This is a genomic window from Kineococcus sp. R86509, from assembly GCF_042466365.1.
In the GTDB taxonomy this organism is placed as follows: Bacteria; Actinomycetota; Actinomycetes; order Actinomycetales; family Kineococcaceae; genus Kineococcus.
This window is the reverse complement of record NZ_JAXHCE010000001.1, coordinates 154059-170676: the sequence shown is the minus strand read 5'-3', so window position 1 is coordinate 170676 and position 16618 is coordinate 154059. Positions and strand designations below refer to the sequence as shown.

The window sequence follows — 16618 nt, the reverse complement described above, 5'->3', positions numbered from 1 at the left end:
GACCGTGAGGTCAGTCCGCCGGAGGCTCCTCGCCAGCTCGCACCCACTTACGCAAGATGAAGAAGGGCGACAGGACCGCTGATACGGCGATGATCTGCGCGGTCGTCCGCGCCCACATCGGCCACTCGCTGGTGTGGAGGACGGCAGTCACAAGCCAGAGAACGGCCAGGATCGCCCCCATGAGAGCGACAGGCACGAGGATGCGGAGTCCACCAGGTCGCGACACTGGATGACGCTAGCCCGCGATCGCCGCCGCGTTCGCGCCGTGCCGGCAGAAGCACACGGACGGCGGGATGACCGGATGCACGGCCAGCGCCACTCGCTCCGCGTCTCCGCCAGGCGAGTGGCGTGCAGGGTGGTGTGGAATTGGAGCTGCGCTGCCGGATGATCAGAGCGTGTAGCCGACCGCCGCGGTGGCGCTGCGGACCAAGTCGTTAGTCGAAGGCCAGCTCACGCCACTGAGGCTGACCAGCAGGCTCACCGACGCCTGCCGCGGCTCAGTCCAGTCGATGTCGTCCTCCTGCGGCAACGGGTCCCCTTCTGGCACCAGCTCTGCCCCGAGGAGGTCCATGTCGATGTCGACGCTGTTCGACTCATCGTCTGCACTCTTGTCGGCGCGGAAGAGCGGGTCGAAGTCACGGCCCAGTTCGCCGTCCGCCAGGTAGCGAAAGCGCATGACGGCGTTGACGTTCCAGTACACGCTGATGTAGCGACTCGGGACGGGCGTCAACGTGCTGGGCTCAAAGTTCGACCCAGCGAAGCCGTTGGGCTCGAACACCCAGGTCCACCCCTCGTGCGTCCCCGCGAAGGCGATCTGGCGGTACTCGAACTCCTCATCAGGCCCCCACGACACGTCCACCCAGCGCTCGACCTCTCGGGCGGGGGCGATGTCAGTGACCGCATCGGGCAGTAGCACCTGTAGAGCTTGGACGGGTGTCAACCCCTGCACGATTGTGAAGCACCGCTCCGAGTCGTCATCCCACTCCAGCTCGCGCTCCCACTGCTCCGGCATGAGCGCGAGCATGACAGGCCCACCGGACAGGACACCTGAACCCATCGCTCGCTCATCGTCGTTATGTGCGTGACGTCGTCGACGTACCGCACCGCGGGATGACCGTGAGGTCGCGGAGGCGTGTCACGGCCGGTAGCGCGGCACGACCAGCCGCCCACAGGCCCGACGTCCAGGTTGAGCAAGTCGGTCGCAGGGTGCGCCGTCGCTGAGGATGATCGGTGCGTGCGGACGCTGCGACCGGGACGGTTGTTCACCACCACAGCTGGGGTGTGGGTGCTGGACGAGACCCAGCCCGTGGCTGCTGTCCTGGATCCGGTCGAAGGGACGCTGCGGCGGCTGGTGTCCTGGACCGAGCTACCGCCCCCACCGCCTGGGGAGTCGATGACCGCACGGGTCGACGGTGAGGCCCTCTGGGTCCAGAACAGCCCCGGAAGCCCGCTCCTGAGGCTGCAGGTCGACGCCGACCCGATCGCGGTGTGGACCGACGGGCTGCGCCTTGCTGTGGCCGGCCACTCCAGCGCCTGGTGTACGACTGCTCCTCCCCCGCAGGAGGTCGTGCACGGATCCGAGGCTGCCCCGGTGGGGTGGCGAGGATCAGGCACGGTGCTGCGCGCCGACGCCGATGGACGGGTCCAGCAGGTGCACACCGACCGCCCGATCCGGGGGCTGCGCACGAGCGGGGAGGCACTGTGGGTGCAGCTCGACGTGGAACCGTGGTCACTGCACGAGCTGGGCGCCGACACCTACGAGGTCCTCTGGTCCAGCCGCTGGGTGCCGCTTGCCTGGGACGGTGGCTTACCTGAGCAGGTGATTGCAGCTGAGGGGCAGGTGGACGTCCCGGCTGAGTCCCTCCTGGAGTTCATTGGCGACGGGTTCTGGCACGGCTACTCCTTCGACCCGGACAGCAACGTGGACTCTGGTGCCGCGGTTCGGGCCGGGCAGTGGACGTGGCGCCTGGGCTGGGACAGGAACGAACGTGGTGGCTCCGGTGACCAGCGCCGAGCGGTCGCGGCGGCGTTCACGAACCTGGGCACGGTCGGGACGAGGCCCGGTGATGAGTCGCCCGCTCCGATCGACCTGGGTGGGAACACCGTCGTCGCGGCAACCCCGGCCGGGGAACGTCTCGCGGTCGTGGTCGCCACCGACCTGACGCCACCCCGTGTGCTGGTGGTGGATGCGCTGACGCGGTTGGTGCAGTCGTGGCCGCGGAGTGGCGAGGTGGACATCAGCCCCGCGTGCTGGCCCTTGCGCCCCCGTCCACTCGACGTCGAGTCCTACGTGCAGCAGGTCGTGGACGACTGGAGCCAGCTGGAAAGCTACTGGCAGGGGTCAGGCACCACCCAGCCGCTGGCTCGGGGGATGAGCGCGGTCGAGGTGCGGTTGGTGGGAGATTGGCCCCGCACGCAGCTGGAGTGCACCTTCGGCTTCGCGCCCTATCCGGGGGTGCGGTTGCGTCGTCGTCTGGATCTCTTTGACGAGCTTGGTGCTGTGGCCAAGCCCGAGTACGCACAGATCCACCTGATGGAGGATCTCGATACCCGTGCCCTGCCGCCCCTGGAGGATGCCATCGACGGGGTGCTCGACGTCTGAGGTCTGCGTCTGGGTGGACCGACTTCGCCGATGTCTTCACGGCCGTCCGCTCATCGGGCATCCGTAGGTGTCGAGGCACTCAGCATGCGTTCGGGCATTGCCCTGATCGCGACGTCGCCGACGGCTCAGGGCCGCCCACAACGCGGGATGTGCGGACGTATACGCCGTCTCGGTTGCCGTCGTGACTGTGTACTACGGGGAGCCGTTCGCCGCGGCTCGGCGCACCCACGACAGCAACGTCAGCAAGGTGTCCCGGTCGAGGTTGCGGGCGGCCCAGTCAGCGGTCGCTCGATCATGGGCGCCGACTGGGATGTCACCCCTCACGAGGAAGTCGATGATGTCCTGCCCTTCGAGGGCGCGGTAGTCCAGGTACTGCCGGGACGTGCGGCCGCTCAGCAGGGAGGGGGCGTCGTCTAGTGCTTGATCGGGTACGGCAGTCAGGTCGAAGAGCGTGATGTTCCAGTTCTCGGTGTCTGCTTCGCTGCGCTGGGGGACGTGTCCGTCGCTCATCTGCTCCTCGATCCTGGCTGGAAGACGATCATGTGCTCCTCGGAATCTTCGGCATGACCGCGACGTCGCGACCGCTGGCGACAGCGCGCACCGTGGGATGACCATGAAGTCGAACCCGTCCGAACGACAACTCATCGTGCAAGCCTTCTCTCATGGCAGGCCGCAGGCACCGCCCGCCTCCCGAGGGTCATTCCCTGGCTCGCCGTGGCCGGCTGACGGTTCGTCAGGACGCCAATGACCGGTGGGTAGCTGAGTTGGTCGACGAGGGCCAGCTCAAGACCTTCACGGGGTCTCGGGAGGACGTGCTCGTCTGGGGCATGGTGCAGCTACCTCAAGAGGCCGTCGTACTTGATCCAATGAGCGGGGAGCGGTCCTTCTACGGTTGGGCGCGCGAGGTGCGGGCAGAGTTGGGGCCGACACGTCCAGAGCCTGAGGACGTGCCTGGTGCGGTGGTCGCCTACATGGGTTGCCCCGGCGGGCCGATCGGTGATTCACCAGAGCGGCGTTAGGACGGCACGACGAAGCGAGAGCTGGTGGAGCAGTGGTACTGCGTAGCGCTCAGCTCCGCGGGATGACCGTGACGTCGTGAACGGCACTGGTGCTGTGTTCCCTTCGGGTGCGAGTGCCTGTCAGGGGACCCCGGGCCAGGTCAGCAGTCGTTCCATGGCCTCTCGTGGGCGGGCGGGGATGGTCACGCCCACCCGTTTCCCACCGGGGCGGGCCCAGTGGATACCGGTCACGGCGTCCTCGAGGTGCACGACCTCCGCGAGGACGTCGCCGATCTGCACCACCGTCCATCCACCGCCGGGGTTTCGCAGGTCAGTACCGGCGAGCACGGGCGTGTTCCCTGGCGCGGGTGGGGAGGTCGAAACGGTCGTGATGCCCACCTCTCGGAGTTTGTGGAACGGGACGGTGCGCAGGTCGACGCCGGCCGGTACCAGCAGCAGGTGCCAGCAGTGGGGGTCGACGGCTCGTCGCAGCCAGAGCCGTTCCTCGCCCGGCCCCGGCATGGGGCGCGGTCCGGTGAAGAAGGCGCCGCCGCGTCCGTCTTCGTCGCGGCGGACGTCGATGCTTTCGCTGAGGATGCCGGGTGCGCTCCTCATGCCCAGGGTTTCGTAGCGGTAGCGGCGATCGATGGGGCGCAGGTGGTTCAGGACTGAGGCCAGGTGGGTGCTCAACGGCAGGCTGGCGGTGGGGGCGGGGTGCGCTGCGGCTTGTTGAGCGACTTCTTCCTCCTCGATGCGGGCGGGCCACAGCGGGAGTTCGCTGTCTTGGGGCGGTTCTTGTGTGGTGGGCCAGTCCGCCAGCCCGTCCAGGTAGAGGGGTATCAGGTGCGCGGAGGGTCGTCCGTCGGGTAGGCGCGGGTCGTACCACTGGGCGCGGTCTTGGCTGGAGCGGCTGATCGCGGCGAGGACGTGGGCGGTGGTGGGCCGGTCCATGTCCCCGACGGCGCCTCCGAGGTCGACGGGAACGGCGGAGGCCAGTGCGGCGGCGATGCGCAGGACGCCGCGGTGGTGGCGGGTAGGAGGAAGGTTGGCGGGCAGCAAGCCTGGGGGTGCGTCGGGTGCGAGGGCGGCGATGGCCTCGGCCCAGCGCAGGGTGGCTCGGGGGGGGGTGGTGTCGGGGTGGGTGTCGAGGTCGAGGAAGCCGGCGGTGTCGAGGGTGGTGAGCCAGTCTCCGGTGCGGTGCAGCAGTTCGATGGCGACGGCGGGTGGGCCCAGCTCGGACCAGGCCATGGTGAGGACGTCGGTCAGTTGGCTGGAGGTCAGCGTCGAATCCGTCACGGGGTGAGTCTGGCAGCGGCAGGTGAGTGAGGAGGGGGGTCTGTGCCTTCCCCGCCATCGCCATGGGAGCGATGTCGCTGGGCCACCAGCGAGGGCGTGCGCACTGTGGGATGACCGTGACGTCACCTGGATGGCCTACTGGGTATCTCAGCCGGCCCCTTTGGCGTTGCGAGGCATGGCAGGGTCGGATCGTGGGCGCACCTGTGACAGTTCTCGGGAAGGATCTCGTCGTCGAGAAGGCCTGGTCCCGTCGTCCTCGCGTCATGCACAACGGTCAGGAGCTGCCCCGCGATCGTTGGGGAGCACCCGTCCTGGTGGATGAGGAGGGTCGCAGTCATCAGGTGCAGGCCGGTTTCAGTTGGCGCCAGCTCAGCCCCACGGTGGAGCTGGATGGGCGCACCGTTGTGGCCTCCGCCCCGCTGCCGATACCGGTGCGGGTGGTGTTGCTGGCCTTCGTGGTCGTCGGTTTCTTCGGGGGCGCGATCGGGGTGGTGCTGAGCATGAGTGCGGCACTGGTCAGTGCCGCCCTGTTGCGCCGGCCTGGTAGGAACGCTGGTCACGTGTTCGGTGCCGTCGTGGTGCCGCTGGCGGCGATCGTCGTCTTCTTGCTTGTCGCGGTGTGGTTGTCGTAGCGCCGGGGTGAGCTGCTGGCGAAGCTGGACGCGTCTTGGCCGAGCGGGCTGCGTCATGAGTGCGTCTTCGGGTGATATCGACGGCCCGGCCGCCGTCCGGTTGCGGAGAGGGAATTGACAAGACGTGGCAGGGCACGACCGAGACGATGAGAGCGGCTGTGATCGCCCGGGCTTCGAGAGCCCCGACGACGGCACCGACGGCACCGACGGCACCGACGGCACCGACGGCACCGACGGCACCGACGGCACCGACGGCACCGACGGCACCGACGGCACCGACGGCACCGACGGCACCGACGGCACCGACGGCACCGACGGCACCGACGGCACCGACCTCCAGCACGAGCGCGGATGGTCGCAGGCTGAGTCGATCCTGACTGGAGTTCCCACCGATGGGGCCAGACGGCAGGTGCGGCGACGTCGGACACGGATGTGGGTGCTGATCGTTTCCCTCATCGTGCTCGCAGCCGGGGTTGGAATCGTGGTCGGCTTCGTCACCGATCCGGGCCTCTCGGACGTCGATGACGTGTCCGGGCTGCGAGAGGTGGGGAGCTTCGTCTTCCTGGGTGTTGGGCTGGTGGTGGAAGCGGTGGGCATCGTGTTGGTGGTCCGTCGCGGAATGTGGGGCTCGGCCTGGCGTGCCCCCACGTCGGTTCTCACTTGGCGTCAGCGCAGGCAGCTGGCCCGTCAGGTGCTTGGTCGGGAGCCTTTGGATGTCCGCCGGCTCGCTCTGGCCAGGGACTTGGCGTCACGGCTGATCGAGCAGCGTGTGCTGTTGGTCGTCTACGCGGGTCTGCCGCTGATGTGGGCTGGGCGAGCTCTGGGTGATTCGTCGCTCTCGGCGACACTGTGGGGAGCAGCGGGTGTGTTGTCCTACCCGGTCCTGCTCGTCTTGATGGAACGTCAGGTGCGGCGGGCGCAGCGGTTTCTGGACTGTCACCCAGCGCCGGAGAAGTAGTGGTTCGGGGCCGACGGTGAACCTGTTCGGAGACGTCGAACGTCATGGCGATGCTCCGTGGTCTCGCAGAGCTGAGCTGGGGTGGACCTTGAGCCTGGGTCGGGTGCGTCAGTCAGGTCTGTGGCGGTTGTCCGCGGTCGCTCAGGTGCAGCAGCAGTGCCGCACGGCGCCGGTGGCGTGGTGGCCCCAGTGCGTGCTGGGAGGCTTCACCGGTGTCGTCGATGGAGCACCAAGAGGTGCGGGAGCGGTTGAGGCGTGAGCTGCGCTGGCGCGGGGCCGCCGGGCAGGAGCCGCTTGCCGATGTGACCGGTTGGTGGCGTGATGCGCAACTGCTTCAAGCTCTGGGACCGGCGCTCGCAGCGTCGTCACGAGAAGCGGCGCCGACGGTGGTCGCCGGGCCGGCGTCGAAGGGGATGTTGCTGGGGGCGCTGGTCGCCGCCCACCTGGGTGTCGGGTTCGTCGAGGTGCGCAAAGAGCCCTCTCGCGCCGCGGACAGTGATGCGTGGTGGCAGCGCACTACGCCGCCGGATTACCAGGACCGTCACCTTCGGTTGGGCTTTCGTCGGGACCTGGTCCGTTCAGGAGATCGGGTGTTGTTCGTGGATGACTGGGTGGCCACTGGTGGGCAGGTGTTGACGGTGCACGCTTTGGTTGAGGATGCCGGCGCGTCCTGGGCGGGGGCCTCGGTCATCGTCGATGCCCTCGCCGACAGCCGGGTCCGACGAACGCTGAAGGTGACGAGCTTGCTGCACATCCGGGAACTGTGAGGTCGCGCGGCATGCTGTTGGAGATGCGAGGGCGTCTCCAGCAGGGGCACGGTCACGCCCGCACCGGGGGATGACCGTGACGTCGCCCGGTCGCTGTGGGCGAGTGGTCCAAAGGTCACTGGCCCGGTACGGGCCATCACCGAGCGATATGCCGTTCCAGGACCGCGCCGACGTCTGAGGTCGCGCGGCTGCGAACCGTCCGGGATCGAGCCGCGTCAGGGGGAGCGTGGATGATCTGACTGTGGTGGACGACGCGGTGCTGCTGTGCCGTGTCGCGCGAGGGGACACCGCCGCCTACGCCCAGCTCCACGCCCGGCTGGCACCGACGGTGCTCCTGCGGCTGCGCCGTCGGTGCGCCGACCCTGAGCTCGTGGCGGACGTCGTGCAGGAGAGCTTTACCGCCGTCTGGCAGTCCGCCGCGACGTGGGACGGCCGGGGTGAGGTCGCAGCCTGGGTGTGGACGATCGCCGCCCGCCGGCTCGTCGACGCCTTCCGCCGGCGGGCGGTGCGTGAGGGCACCGCGCACCGGCTGCGGGCGGCCGAGCGCCATGAGGCGACGACTCCTTCCGCGGAGGCGGTCGTCATCGACGGGTTGTTGGCCGGACCCCTGCAGGCCGCGATCGAAGGATTGTCCCCGCAACTGCGCGAGGTCCTGGAAGCCACCGTCCTGGACGGGTTGAGCACTCGGGAGGCCGCCGGTGTGCTCGGCATTCCGGAGGGAACCGTGAAGGCGCGGGCATTCCGTGCTCGCGCAGCGCTGCGACGCTCACTGAGCCCTTGTCAGTAGCACCGGGCCGGTGGCGGAGGGTGACGGCGACGGGTTTGATGGTCGGCAGTAAGGACGGAACCCCGGAGGATGGTCATTCCTCTCACAGTCCGACCGTCCCTACCGGAGTCCCGCCGTGCTCGATCCTGTCACCTACCGCGCCGTGCTGCCCGTCTCCCGCGCCACGGTCACCTACGTCGCCGAGTTGCTGCACCGGGACCAGCAGATGCGTGGAACCCGCCGCGGCCGCCGGCGACTGAGGCCCTTCGACCAGGCGGTGCTGTTCTGCCGCTGGCTGGTCGATGCGATCCGGATGCGCCAGCTCGCCGTCGACAACGTGATCGGGCTCAAGACCGCCTACCGCTACATCCACGAAACCCTCGACGTCCTGGCCGGGCAGGTACCTTCGCTGGTCGGGGCGTTGCTGGCCGCCCGGACCGCCGGCCACAGCCACGTCATGATCGACGGAACCCTCATCGCAACCGACCGAGTCTCGGTGAAAGGACCAACTGCAGGAGTAGACCTCTGGTGGTCGGGCAAGCACCATCACCACGGCGGTAACATCCAAGTCGTCACCGCACCCGACGGCTGGCCGATCTGGGTTTCTCCCGTCCGCCCCGGACGCGAGCACGACACGACCTGCGCCCGAGCCCACCCGGGCCTCCTGGACTCCCTCACCGCATGGCGCGACGAGGAGCACGCCGTTCTGGCCGACCTGGGTTACGAAGGTGAACGCGGCCGCCTCACCTGCCCGACCAAGCACGTCAAGGGCCAGAACTTGACCGAAGACCAGGCCTGTTTCAACGCACTGCACTCCGCCACTCGCGCCGTCGCCGAACGCGGCAACTCCCTGCTGAAGAACACCTTCAAGGCCCTCAAGCACGTCACCCTCTGCCCCTGGCGCATCGGGGCGATCGTCGCTGCTGCCCTCATCGTCCTCCACCGCGAACACGACCGCACGACGTGACGCACCGTCATGATCAAGTCGCTACTGACAAAGGCTCACTGACCCAGGAGGCGTGATGAGAAGAAATGACGCACGACCCGCATCGGGCTGGCACGCCTCGCCCGCCCTGTTGGCGGCCTACGCCGGCGGCCGCAGCGGACCGAGCGACTCGTGGTCGCTCGAGGCGCACCTGATGGACTGCGCGCAGTGCCGGGCGGCTCTGGCCCTGGCCCTGGAACCGGCTGACGCCGACCTCCTGGCCACCCAGCGGGCCGCTTTCGTCTCTGCCCCCCCTGCGCAGACCCGCGGCACCCGGCGGGCCCGCCGTGCTGCGCACTGGCTGGTGCGACCCAGCGCCCTGCTCGTCGTGCTGGCCGTCGTGGTCGCAGCCACCGTGCTCGATGCCACCGCGCCAAGCGGTTGGCCGGCCCTGTGGTTGCTCGCCCCCGTCGTACCCGCCCTCGGGGTGGCCTGCGCAGCCTGGGGCGAGAACGACCCCGGCCGGGAGGCCGTTCTGGCGACTCCGGCCGCCGGGCTGCGACTTACGCTCTGGCGCACGCTGGTCGTCGTCGGGACGGCACTGCCCCTCACGTTCCTGGCCGGCGTCCTGGTCGGAGCATCCGGTCTGGAGTTTCGGTGGCTGTTGCCCAGCCTCGCGACCTCCGCCGCCAGTCTCGCCCTGGGAACGCTGCTGCCCCTGGAGCGGGCCGCGGCCGCCGTCGCCGGGGCCTGGGTCCTGCTGGTGGTCCTACCCTCCGCGCCGGTCCTGAACTCTCCGTGGTTCGCGATCACGGTGACATGGGAACCCGCAGCCCTCAGCAGCGCCGCGCAACCTCTGTGGCTGGTGGTCGTCCTCACCGCCGCCCTTGTCGTCGCGCTGCGCCGCAGCGCCTTCAGCAATCTGTCCACGTGGAGGAACCGTTGAGCAGCACGACTGTCCGGACCGTCAGCGTCGATTCCCTGCAGGTGCGCCTGGGCCGCGGTCGGCGTGCTCGAACCGTCTTGGACGGTCTGAGTCTGGATCTCGGTCACGGTGTCCACGGACTGCTGGGCCCCAACGGCGCCGGCAAGACGACGCTGATACGAGTGCTGGCCACGCTCGTCGACCCTGCCGCGGGAAGCGTCCGACTGCTGGACCGCGAAGGTCGCACCGACGCCGACCGCCGCGAGATCCGCCGGCGGCTGGGCTATCTGCCCCAGACGTTCGGCGGCTATCCCCGGTTCACCGTTCGCGAGTTCGTCGAGTACTTCGCCTGGCTCAAGGAAGTACCCGCCGCCCGGACCGCGTTGGCCGTCGACCACGCCCTCGAGCGCGTCGGCTTGATCGAGCGCGCCGATTCTCGGCTGAAGGAGCTGTCCGGTGGGATGGTCCGTCGTGTCGGCCTTGCCCAGGCCCTGGTGAACGATCCTGAACTGCTGCTGCTCGACGAACCGACCGCCGGCCTCGACCCCGAGCAGCGTGTGGACTTTCGTCGCCTCATGCGGGACCTGTCCGCCGACACCACTGTCGTCCTGTCCACGCACCTCGTCGAAGATGTCGCCTCGGCCTGCGATGCGGTGACGCTCTTGGAGGCCGGCCGTCTCGCCTGGTCGGGGACCCCCGCCGGGCTTGCCGACCTCGGCGGGGAGGCCGCCACCGCCGTGTCCGCTGTCGAGCAGGGCTACACCGCCGCGCTGCGGGCACACCGGGACGCCCGATGAGGCGCGTCCTGAGCACCGAGCTGCGCCGCAGCGGCTTCGGGTTCCTCTGCGTGGTTCTGCTACTGGTCGGGGTTGCAGTGTTTCTGGGCCGGGTGCCGCGGTTCAGCGGCTACAACTCTTGGTCCGCAGGCTGGGCGTCGCAGGCCCGGGAGGTCAACGCCTACTGCCTCGTCCTCGGACCCGTCGCCGCCACCGTCGCTGCCTGGATCGGCGCCCGTGAGCACCGCTGGGGCATGCGAGACCTGCTGGCCAGCGCCCCGCGATCCCGGGCCCACCGCAGCCTGGTGACACTGTTCGCGCTCATCCTCGGTGCTGTGCTGGGGTTCGCGGGGACGTGTGTCCTGTTCGCTGTCGCCGTCGCCCCCACCGCCACGTACGTGAGTGCCGACACGGGTGCCGTGGTCGGCTTGAGCCTGCTGGGGCTGATCCTGTGCCTGACCGTGGGGTGGGCCGTCGGCCGCTTCATCCCGCGGCGCTTGACCGCACCCCTGGTCGGCTTCGTCCTGTACCTAGGGTGTGCCCTCCTCTCCTACAGCTCAGGAGCCGAAAGGTACTTCGCTCCTGTCGGGAACCTGCCGTACAGCAGCTACCAGCAGTTCCTTCCCGGCGTCGTCCCCGCCTTCGCAGGGTGGCTGGTGTCGATCTCGGCGGTCGTCCTCGTCGTCGTTCTGGCGCGCCGCCGCCTGTGGGCGCTGCTACCGGCGGCGACGGCCGCGGTGTCGGTGTTCGCGCTGCTGGACCTTCAACAGGACGCGAGCGGCTACCCCGCGTGGACACGGCGTGATCCAGTTGCGGCGCAGCAGGTATGCAGTCCGGGTGAGCCCGTGGTCTGCGTGACGCGTGAACACGAAGCGTTCCTGACCGAGACCACCCCCTTGGCGCGGGACATGGTGGCCGAGATGTCTGCAGTGGTGGATCTGCGAGGGGCACGAGAAGACGTGTTCGGCGACGTAGCCGCGGGGTACTTGCCGATCCAAAGCCTGGACACGGCGGGATCGGTGTTTCGCGGCGGTCTGGCCGATCCCGCCGATGTGCGGTTCCAGACCTTGATGATGTTCGTCTCGATGCGCTGTCCCATCGGCCCGTCGGACGCCACCGAGACTGAGATCGGGACCTCCTTCGACCTGTCGTACGTCGCGGCCGGTCTGCTGATGCCCAGCGAGCGCGAACACGTCGACGACGTCGTCACCTCACCTCGTGCGGAGGCGCTGCGTCAGCGGTTGCGTGACCCCGAGGCCGCGCGGGCCTGGCTGGCGCGGTACCTGCAGGCCGTCCACGCCTGCGACTTCGACGGCCTGGAACGGTTGGCAGAGTGAACGCGCGGTTCTGGCAAGCTCGCCGGATCCCGGTGACGGCGGTCGGGATCGCGGTCCTGGCCGTGGCGGTGTGGTGGGCGGGTTTGTGGCTCGCCTCGCGGCCGTACTTCTCAGGACCATTGGCGCGACCACCCGTCGCGGTCGGTGGCCCGCTGATTGCCACGGTGCTGGTGTCGCGAACGCTCATCGGTGGGGACGTGGGGCTGGAACGTTCCTGTCCTCGGTTCACACCGCGGTTCCGGGCACTGCACGCGCTGCTGTCGTGGTCGGTCCCGTCGGCGGCGCTGGCCGTGACACTGCTGGCGGATCCCGGTGTCTTCGGGGCCGCGGCCGTGGTGCGGAACACCGCGGGGCTGGTCGGGCTCACTCTGCTGACGGCGTCCATGGCGCCAGTCCACGTGGCCTGGGCGCCGGCGACCGTCGTTGCGTTCACGAGTTACCTGGCTTCTGGGCACGCTGAGGGAGTCGGGGCGGCATGGTGGGGGTGGTTGCTGCGCCCGGGCGTGCTCGACGCCTCATGGGTGGTAGCCCTGGGACTGCTCATCACCGGCTTCATCACATACCAGCGGCGGGGACCGCGTCGCTGAACCCCTCACCTGGTTGCACGCGGCAGGAGGTCACGCCCGCGAGGTGGCCCCGGCACCAGGTTCACGGCCATGCTCGTCCTTCGCCATCGACGCTCATCAAGAGGGCAGCCTCCCGCCGGTCAGTGACGCATGGGCGACCCAGCGGTGCAGGAGTCTTGGGCGCTGCTCACCGTCGATGGCGGTACAGGTCAAGCAAGGCGTGACGATCGCTGGCTAAGTCTTCCACCGCTTCTCTCTACGTCCGCGAGGTCGCCGGCCACCAGCGGCAGCGCTCACACCGCGGGATGACCGGTAGATCCAGTCGCACGGCTGAGGTCTAGCTGCCGACGTGATAGAGCTGCTCGATCAGGAGCGGGTGGACGTCATGGTCGATCTCGACGTGGTGCACGTACTGCGGCTGTCCGGTGGGTCGGGTCAACTCCGGGGGCGTCGTTGTCCACGTGCGTACTAGCCACCCGGATTCTGGGGCGGCGACCACGGTGCTGCGCCAGCCCTCCTGGCCTGGGACTCCTTGTTCAACGAGGCGGGCTCGAGCGGCAGCGACGGCTTCGCCATCGGGTAGGTAGTTCATGACGTGAGCTTGGTGGTGCAGTACCTGGAGGTCATCCACCTGTAGTGCGAGAAGCCGGCACTTCGCGCGGACGGTGAGATGACCGTGCGCTGCGCACCGCGCGGGTCGCGTGAAGTGCGCCATCGGGCTAGAGGCGACGCCTGATCCAAAGCCACCAGGCGACGATGGTCGTAGCGCTGATCGCGCCCCACACCAGACCGCGCGTGACGGGTGACCAAGTCCACCTCTCGCCGGCCAGCCCTGCGATCAGACCGCCGCCGAACGTGCCGAGACCGATGACTGCGAAGGTGGCACCCAAGATGAGTCGCCTGCGTCTCTGCGAGATGTCCTGCACGGCAAAATGATGGCGCACAACGCGGGATGACCGTGACGTCGTGGCGAGCGTCATGAGCGCGTTCGGGTGGGGTCGCTGAGATTGGATCCGCTGACGTCTGGTCGATCCCTAGAGTGCCGACGTGTCACAGCCTCGTGGTCGTCTAGCTCGCGCCCTGATCTACCTGGACCTGGCACGCCCTGCCGAGGCGTCCTCGCGAGTCCCATCGCGTCGAGAAGCCGTCCGGTCAGGGGTGGCGACCGCCGTGGGTGGCGCTGTGGTCGCCTGCGTGGGCTGGTGGCTCGGTTGGGTGGATGGTGGCACTGCCGTGTCTCTTGTTGTCCTGATCACCGTGATCGCTGTTCTGTCGCCATACGCAGCACGGTGGGGGCAGAAGGTCAGGTTTCGGCGCCGGCGTGATTGACCGCGATCGCGGTGCCGCACCACGCGGGATGACCGTGAGGTTCCACGGACGGGCAGCGGTCTGTAGTCGAGACGCTAGGTGAGATCCGTCCCAGGCGACGGCGAGGTACGCAGCGGTCCCTGCAGCCAGTGGTGCGCCTCGGTGTGGCTGCGCAGGCGGACGACAGGAACGCCGGACTGCTGCCGAGCCAGGACGCTGACGCGGGCTGCGTTGGTGCGGTGGGTCTTCCATGCCCAGCGCACGATGTGGTTCGGGTCGCTGAAGAAGGTCCGCAGTGGTGGCTCGACGTTGCCGTTCCACAGCACCTGGCGCCGCAGCCGGCGCACCACGGTGCGGCGGGTGACCTGGTGCATGACCACGGTCTTGGGCAGGTCCAGCCAGACCAGGAGGTCAGCCCGCTCGAGCAGGTGGTCGCGCACGGAGCCGTATTGCCACTCGGTGACCCAGGCGGGGCCGGCGCTGAAGCGGTGCACGTCTTCCTCGAAGGAGGGCCGCGGTGTCCAGCCCGGTCCGTGGAAGAGGGAGTCCAGCTCCACGTGGGGTACGTCCAGGACCTCGGCGATGCGCGCGGCCAGGGTCGTCTTGCCGGATCCGGAGGGGCCGGCGACGAGGATCCGTAGGGGGCGGTGGGGTAGGGCGTCGGTGGGGCCGAGCAGTGCCACGGTGTCGACGCTAGCCAACCGGGGGCGTGGCGTCGGCGTTCCAGCCGACGGCGCGGATCACTGCCTGCGCCACCTCGGAGGGGGCCTGCCCCGCTGCCACTGGCACCTCGAGGTCACCGATGCCGACTGCGTTGAGGATGGCGTCCAGTTCCCCGCTGCGGTGCAGGTGCCAGTCCAAGGCTTCGCGGTCATCGTGGTGTCGCTGACGCAGGCGGCCTTCGACATCGCTGAGGTCCACGCGCAGACGGCACACCGTCAGTGGCACCCCGGCGGCTTGCTCGTACAGGGGCTGTTGAGCGGAATCTTCGAGCACCCCGGCCAAGACCAGGCGGAGCGCACCGGCGGCGAGGTGGTTGCGGGCCACGTCGCGCAGGTTGGCCAGCATCAGCTGCTCGTGGAAGGGGTCGGCCTCGGGGCTGGGCCAGGCGTCGCGCAGCGCGTCGAGGTCGATGACGGCGTGAGGGGTCGCGCCCTGGCGCAGCAGCGCACCGATGTATCTGGCGGTAGTGGTCTTGCCCGATCCGACGGTGCCGGTGATCAGCAGGGCCGCTGGCGATGAGGTGGAGGTCCGCACCGGCGCGACGGTAGCGGCTGGCCGAGCACTGTCCGCGGGATGACCGGTAGTCGGCGCGGTGATCCGCCGGTGTCGGTCGGTGTCCTGGTAGACAGCGTGGATGAGCGGTTCCGGGACCCCGCGGGCGCAGTCGCTGCGTGAATGTCGCGGGTACGGGCGGCTGTGGTCGGCTGGTGTGACGTCGGCTTTCGGTAGCTACATCACCGCCCTGGCCATCCCGGTCGTCGTCGTGGAAACCCTCAACGGCAGCGCCGCTGACGTGGGCCTGGTCAACGCCGCCCGGTGGCTGCCCTACCTCCTCTTCGGCCTGCTGGTCGGGGTCCTCGTGGACCGAGTACGACGTCGCCCGCTCATGGTCGCCACCGACCTCGCCTGCGCCCTGGTCCTGGCCGCCATCCCCGTGCTGGCGTTGACCGGTCACCTGCACCTGGGCTGGGTCCTGGCCGCCATGGCCGTCTTCGGGACGGCGACCCTCGTCGGCGACGCCGCGTCGCAGTCGTTTCTCCCTCGAGTCGTGCCCCGGTCACTGTTGGGCGCCGCTCACGCGCGCATCGACCAGGCCGACGCCGTCGCCCAGGGCAGCGGCCCCGCCGTGGCCGGTGTAGTGATCTCCGTGCTGGGGGCGCCGCTGGCAGTCCTCCTCGACGCGGTGAGCTACCTCGCGTCGGCGGTGCTGGTGGCGAGCATCCGCCTCACCGAACCGGTCACCACCAGGCCGGATCTGCCGCGGGACGGCGCCGCCGGCCGTGGCCCGAGGAACGCGCTGCGCGGCGTGGGGGCCGACGTCGTCGAGGGGTTGCGGTGGGTCTATCGACACCCGACCCTTCGGCCGTTCGCGATCTCCACGCACCTATGGTTCGCGGGCTCAGCCGTGGCTGGGGCGGTACTGGTACCGCTGGCGCTGCGCGACCTCGGTCTGAGCAAGGCCACCCTCGGGCTCGCCCTCACGGCTGCCGGCTTGGGCGCGCTGGCGGGGGCGACGGTCGCGGTCCGCCTCGGCCGACGTTGGGGTGCCGGGCGGGTCATCATCGCCACCCAGGCCGGGACCGGGCTGGCGTGGGCGGTGATGGCGATCGCTCCCTCAGCGGTGCCGGCCGACGGCGGTGGCGGGCCGTGGGGCGGCGGGACGGCGTGGGTGGTCTTCGCTGGCGGGCAACTGTTCCTGGGGTTGTGCATGGGCGCGTCGAATACGAACGAGATGAGCTATCGCCAGACGGTGACCCCGGACCGGTTGCAGGGCCGCATGAACGTCACGATGCGCTCGTTCAACCGTGCGGCGGTGGTGATCGCCGCCCCGCTGGGTGGTCTGCTCGGTGACGCGGCGGGATACCAGGTGGCCCTGCTCGTCGCTGCCGGCGCGGTGATCGCCACGGCCGCCGTCATGACGGCCTCGAGGCTGCGCAGTGCACGGTTGGACGACGAGTACACGGTGACGGACGTCTTGTGATGCCCGCGACCGACGGCGAGGACACCCGGCTTCCCGCCCGCCTGGACAGGACCAGGGG

Annotated in this window: 16 protein-coding genes; 11 read left to right on the top strand and 5 right to left on the bottom strand. The window is 69.3% G+C overall.

The features are described 5' to 3' along the window. Positions 1-388 precede the first annotated feature (388 nt). Positions 389-1012 (bottom strand): DUF6461 domain-containing protein, encoded by a 624-nt coding sequence (locus SJY07_RS00825; protein WP_380156336.1) that lies wholly within the window; start codon positions 1010-1012, stop codon positions 389-391. Positions 1013-1615: 603 nt separating this feature from the next. Between SJY07_RS00825 and SJY07_RS00820 the strand changes: the two genes are divergently transcribed. Continuing rightward, complete coding sequence (locus SJY07_RS00820; RefSeq protein WP_380156334.1) at positions 1616-2602, top strand: hypothetical protein; 987 nt, start codon at positions 1616-1618, stop codon at positions 2600-2602. 192 nt (positions 2603-2794) lie between these two features. Here SJY07_RS00820 and SJY07_RS00815 read toward each other — a convergent pair whose 3' ends face one another. Both SJY07_RS00815 and SJY07_RS00810 read right to left on the bottom strand, forming a co-directional pair. Continuing rightward, positions 2795-3112 carry a hypothetical protein gene (locus SJY07_RS00815; protein WP_380156332.1) on the bottom strand — a complete coding sequence of 106 codons (318 nt, stop codon included), beginning with the start codon at positions 3110-3112 and terminating at the stop codon, positions 2795-2797. A gap of 629 nt (positions 3113-3741) precedes the next feature. After that, on the bottom strand, positions 3742-4896 hold the full coding sequence (locus SJY07_RS00810) for a hypothetical protein (RefSeq protein ID WP_380156330.1): 1155 nt from the start codon (positions 4894-4896) through the stop codon (positions 3742-3744). Positions 4897-5159: 263 nt separating this feature from the next. Here SJY07_RS00810 and SJY07_RS00805 point away from each other — a divergent pair, with 263 nt between their 5' ends. The 9 genes from SJY07_RS00805 (at position 5160) to SJY07_RS00765 (ending at position 12569) form a co-directional block, all read left to right on the top strand. After that, positions 5160-5528: a hypothetical protein gene (locus SJY07_RS00805; RefSeq protein WP_380156328.1), complete on the top strand. Its 369-nt coding sequence runs from the start codon at positions 5160-5162 to the stop codon at positions 5526-5528. Between the two features lie 124 nt (positions 5529-5652). Then, complete coding sequence (locus SJY07_RS00800; protein WP_380156326.1) at positions 5653-6486, top strand: hypothetical protein; 834 nt, start codon at positions 5653-5655, stop codon at positions 6484-6486. A 221-nt stretch (positions 6487-6707) separates the two neighbouring features. Beyond that, positions 6708-7253, top strand: coding sequence for a phosphoribosyltransferase family protein (locus tag SJY07_RS00795; protein ID WP_380162074.1), 546 nt, complete (start codon positions 6708-6710; stop codon positions 7251-7253). Between the two features lie 226 nt (positions 7254-7479). Next, the gene (locus tag SJY07_RS00790; protein WP_380156324.1) at positions 7480-8040 is read left to right on the top strand and encodes an RNA polymerase sigma factor; all 561 of its coding nucleotides are present in this window, start codon (positions 7480-7482) and stop codon (positions 8038-8040) included. A gap of 142 nt (positions 8041-8182) precedes the next feature. After that, complete coding sequence (locus tag SJY07_RS00785; protein ID WP_380162072.1) at positions 8183-8986, top strand: transposase family protein; 804 nt, start codon at positions 8183-8185, stop codon at positions 8984-8986. 55 nt (positions 8987-9041) lie between these two features. Beyond that, on the top strand, positions 9042-9890 hold the full coding sequence (locus SJY07_RS00780; RefSeq protein WP_380156322.1) for a hypothetical protein: 849 nt from the start codon (positions 9042-9044) through the stop codon (positions 9888-9890). Next, entirely contained in the window at positions 9875-10666 is a 792-nt protein-coding gene (locus tag SJY07_RS00775; protein ID WP_380156320.1) for an ABC transporter ATP-binding protein, read from the top strand. Before SJY07_RS00780 ends, SJY07_RS00775 begins: the two co-directional genes overlap by 16 nt. Then, on the top strand, positions 10663-11982 hold the full coding sequence (locus SJY07_RS00770; protein ID WP_380156318.1) for a hypothetical protein: 1320 nt from the start codon (positions 10663-10665) through the stop codon (positions 11980-11982). The genes SJY07_RS00775 and SJY07_RS00770 overlap by 4 nt, the downstream gene beginning before the upstream one ends. Further along, positions 11979-12569 carry a hypothetical protein gene (locus SJY07_RS00765; RefSeq protein WP_380156316.1) on the top strand — a complete coding sequence of 197 codons (591 nt, stop codon included), beginning with the start codon at positions 11979-11981 and terminating at the stop codon, positions 12567-12569. Before SJY07_RS00770 ends, SJY07_RS00765 begins: the two co-directional genes overlap by 4 nt. A 1382-nt stretch (positions 12570-13951) precedes the next feature. Here SJY07_RS00765 and SJY07_RS00760 read toward each other — a convergent pair. Together SJY07_RS00760 and SJY07_RS00755 are read right to left on the bottom strand one after the other, a co-directional pair. Next, positions 13952-14533, bottom strand: coding sequence for an AAA family ATPase (locus SJY07_RS00760; RefSeq protein ID WP_380162070.1), 582 nt, complete (start codon positions 14531-14533; stop codon positions 13952-13954). Between the two features lie 16 nt (positions 14534-14549). Further along, the gene (locus SJY07_RS00755; RefSeq protein WP_380156314.1) at positions 14550-15113 is read right to left on the bottom strand and encodes an AAA family ATPase; all 564 of its coding nucleotides are present in this window, start codon (positions 15111-15113) and stop codon (positions 14550-14552) included. 100 nt (positions 15114-15213) lie between these two features. On the opposite strand from SJY07_RS00755, the gene SJY07_RS00750 reads away from it, so the two are divergent. Continuing rightward, entirely contained in the window at positions 15214-16560 is a 1347-nt protein-coding gene (locus tag SJY07_RS00750) for an MFS transporter (RefSeq protein WP_380156312.1), read from the top strand. Positions 16561-16618 lie beyond the last annotated feature (58 nt).

Coding starts and splice junctions, on each gene's coding strand:
- SJY07_RS00750 (WP_380156312.1), top strand. CDS start 15,214: ATGAGCGGTTCCGGGACCCCGCGGGCGCAGTCGCTGCGTGAATGTCGC.
- SJY07_RS00815 (WP_380156332.1), bottom strand. CDS start 3,112: ATGAGCGACGGACACGTCCCCCAGCGCAGCGAAGCAGACACCGAGAAC.
- SJY07_RS00805 (WP_380156328.1), top strand. CDS start 5,160: ATGCACAACGGTCAGGAGCTGCCCCGCGATCGTTGGGGAGCACCCGTC.
- SJY07_RS00795 (WP_380162074.1), top strand. CDS start 6,708: ATGGAGCACCAAGAGGTGCGGGAGCGGTTGAGGCGTGAGCTGCGCTGG.
- SJY07_RS00825 (WP_380156336.1), bottom strand. CDS start 1,012: ATGCCGGAGCAGTGGGAGCGCGAGCTGGAGTGGGATGACGACTCGGAG.
- SJY07_RS00770 (WP_380156318.1), top strand. CDS start 10,663: ATGAGGCGCGTCCTGAGCACCGAGCTGCGCCGCAGCGGCTTCGGGTTC.
- SJY07_RS00780 (WP_380156322.1), top strand. CDS start 9,042: ATGAGAAGAAATGACGCACGACCCGCATCGGGCTGGCACGCCTCGCCC.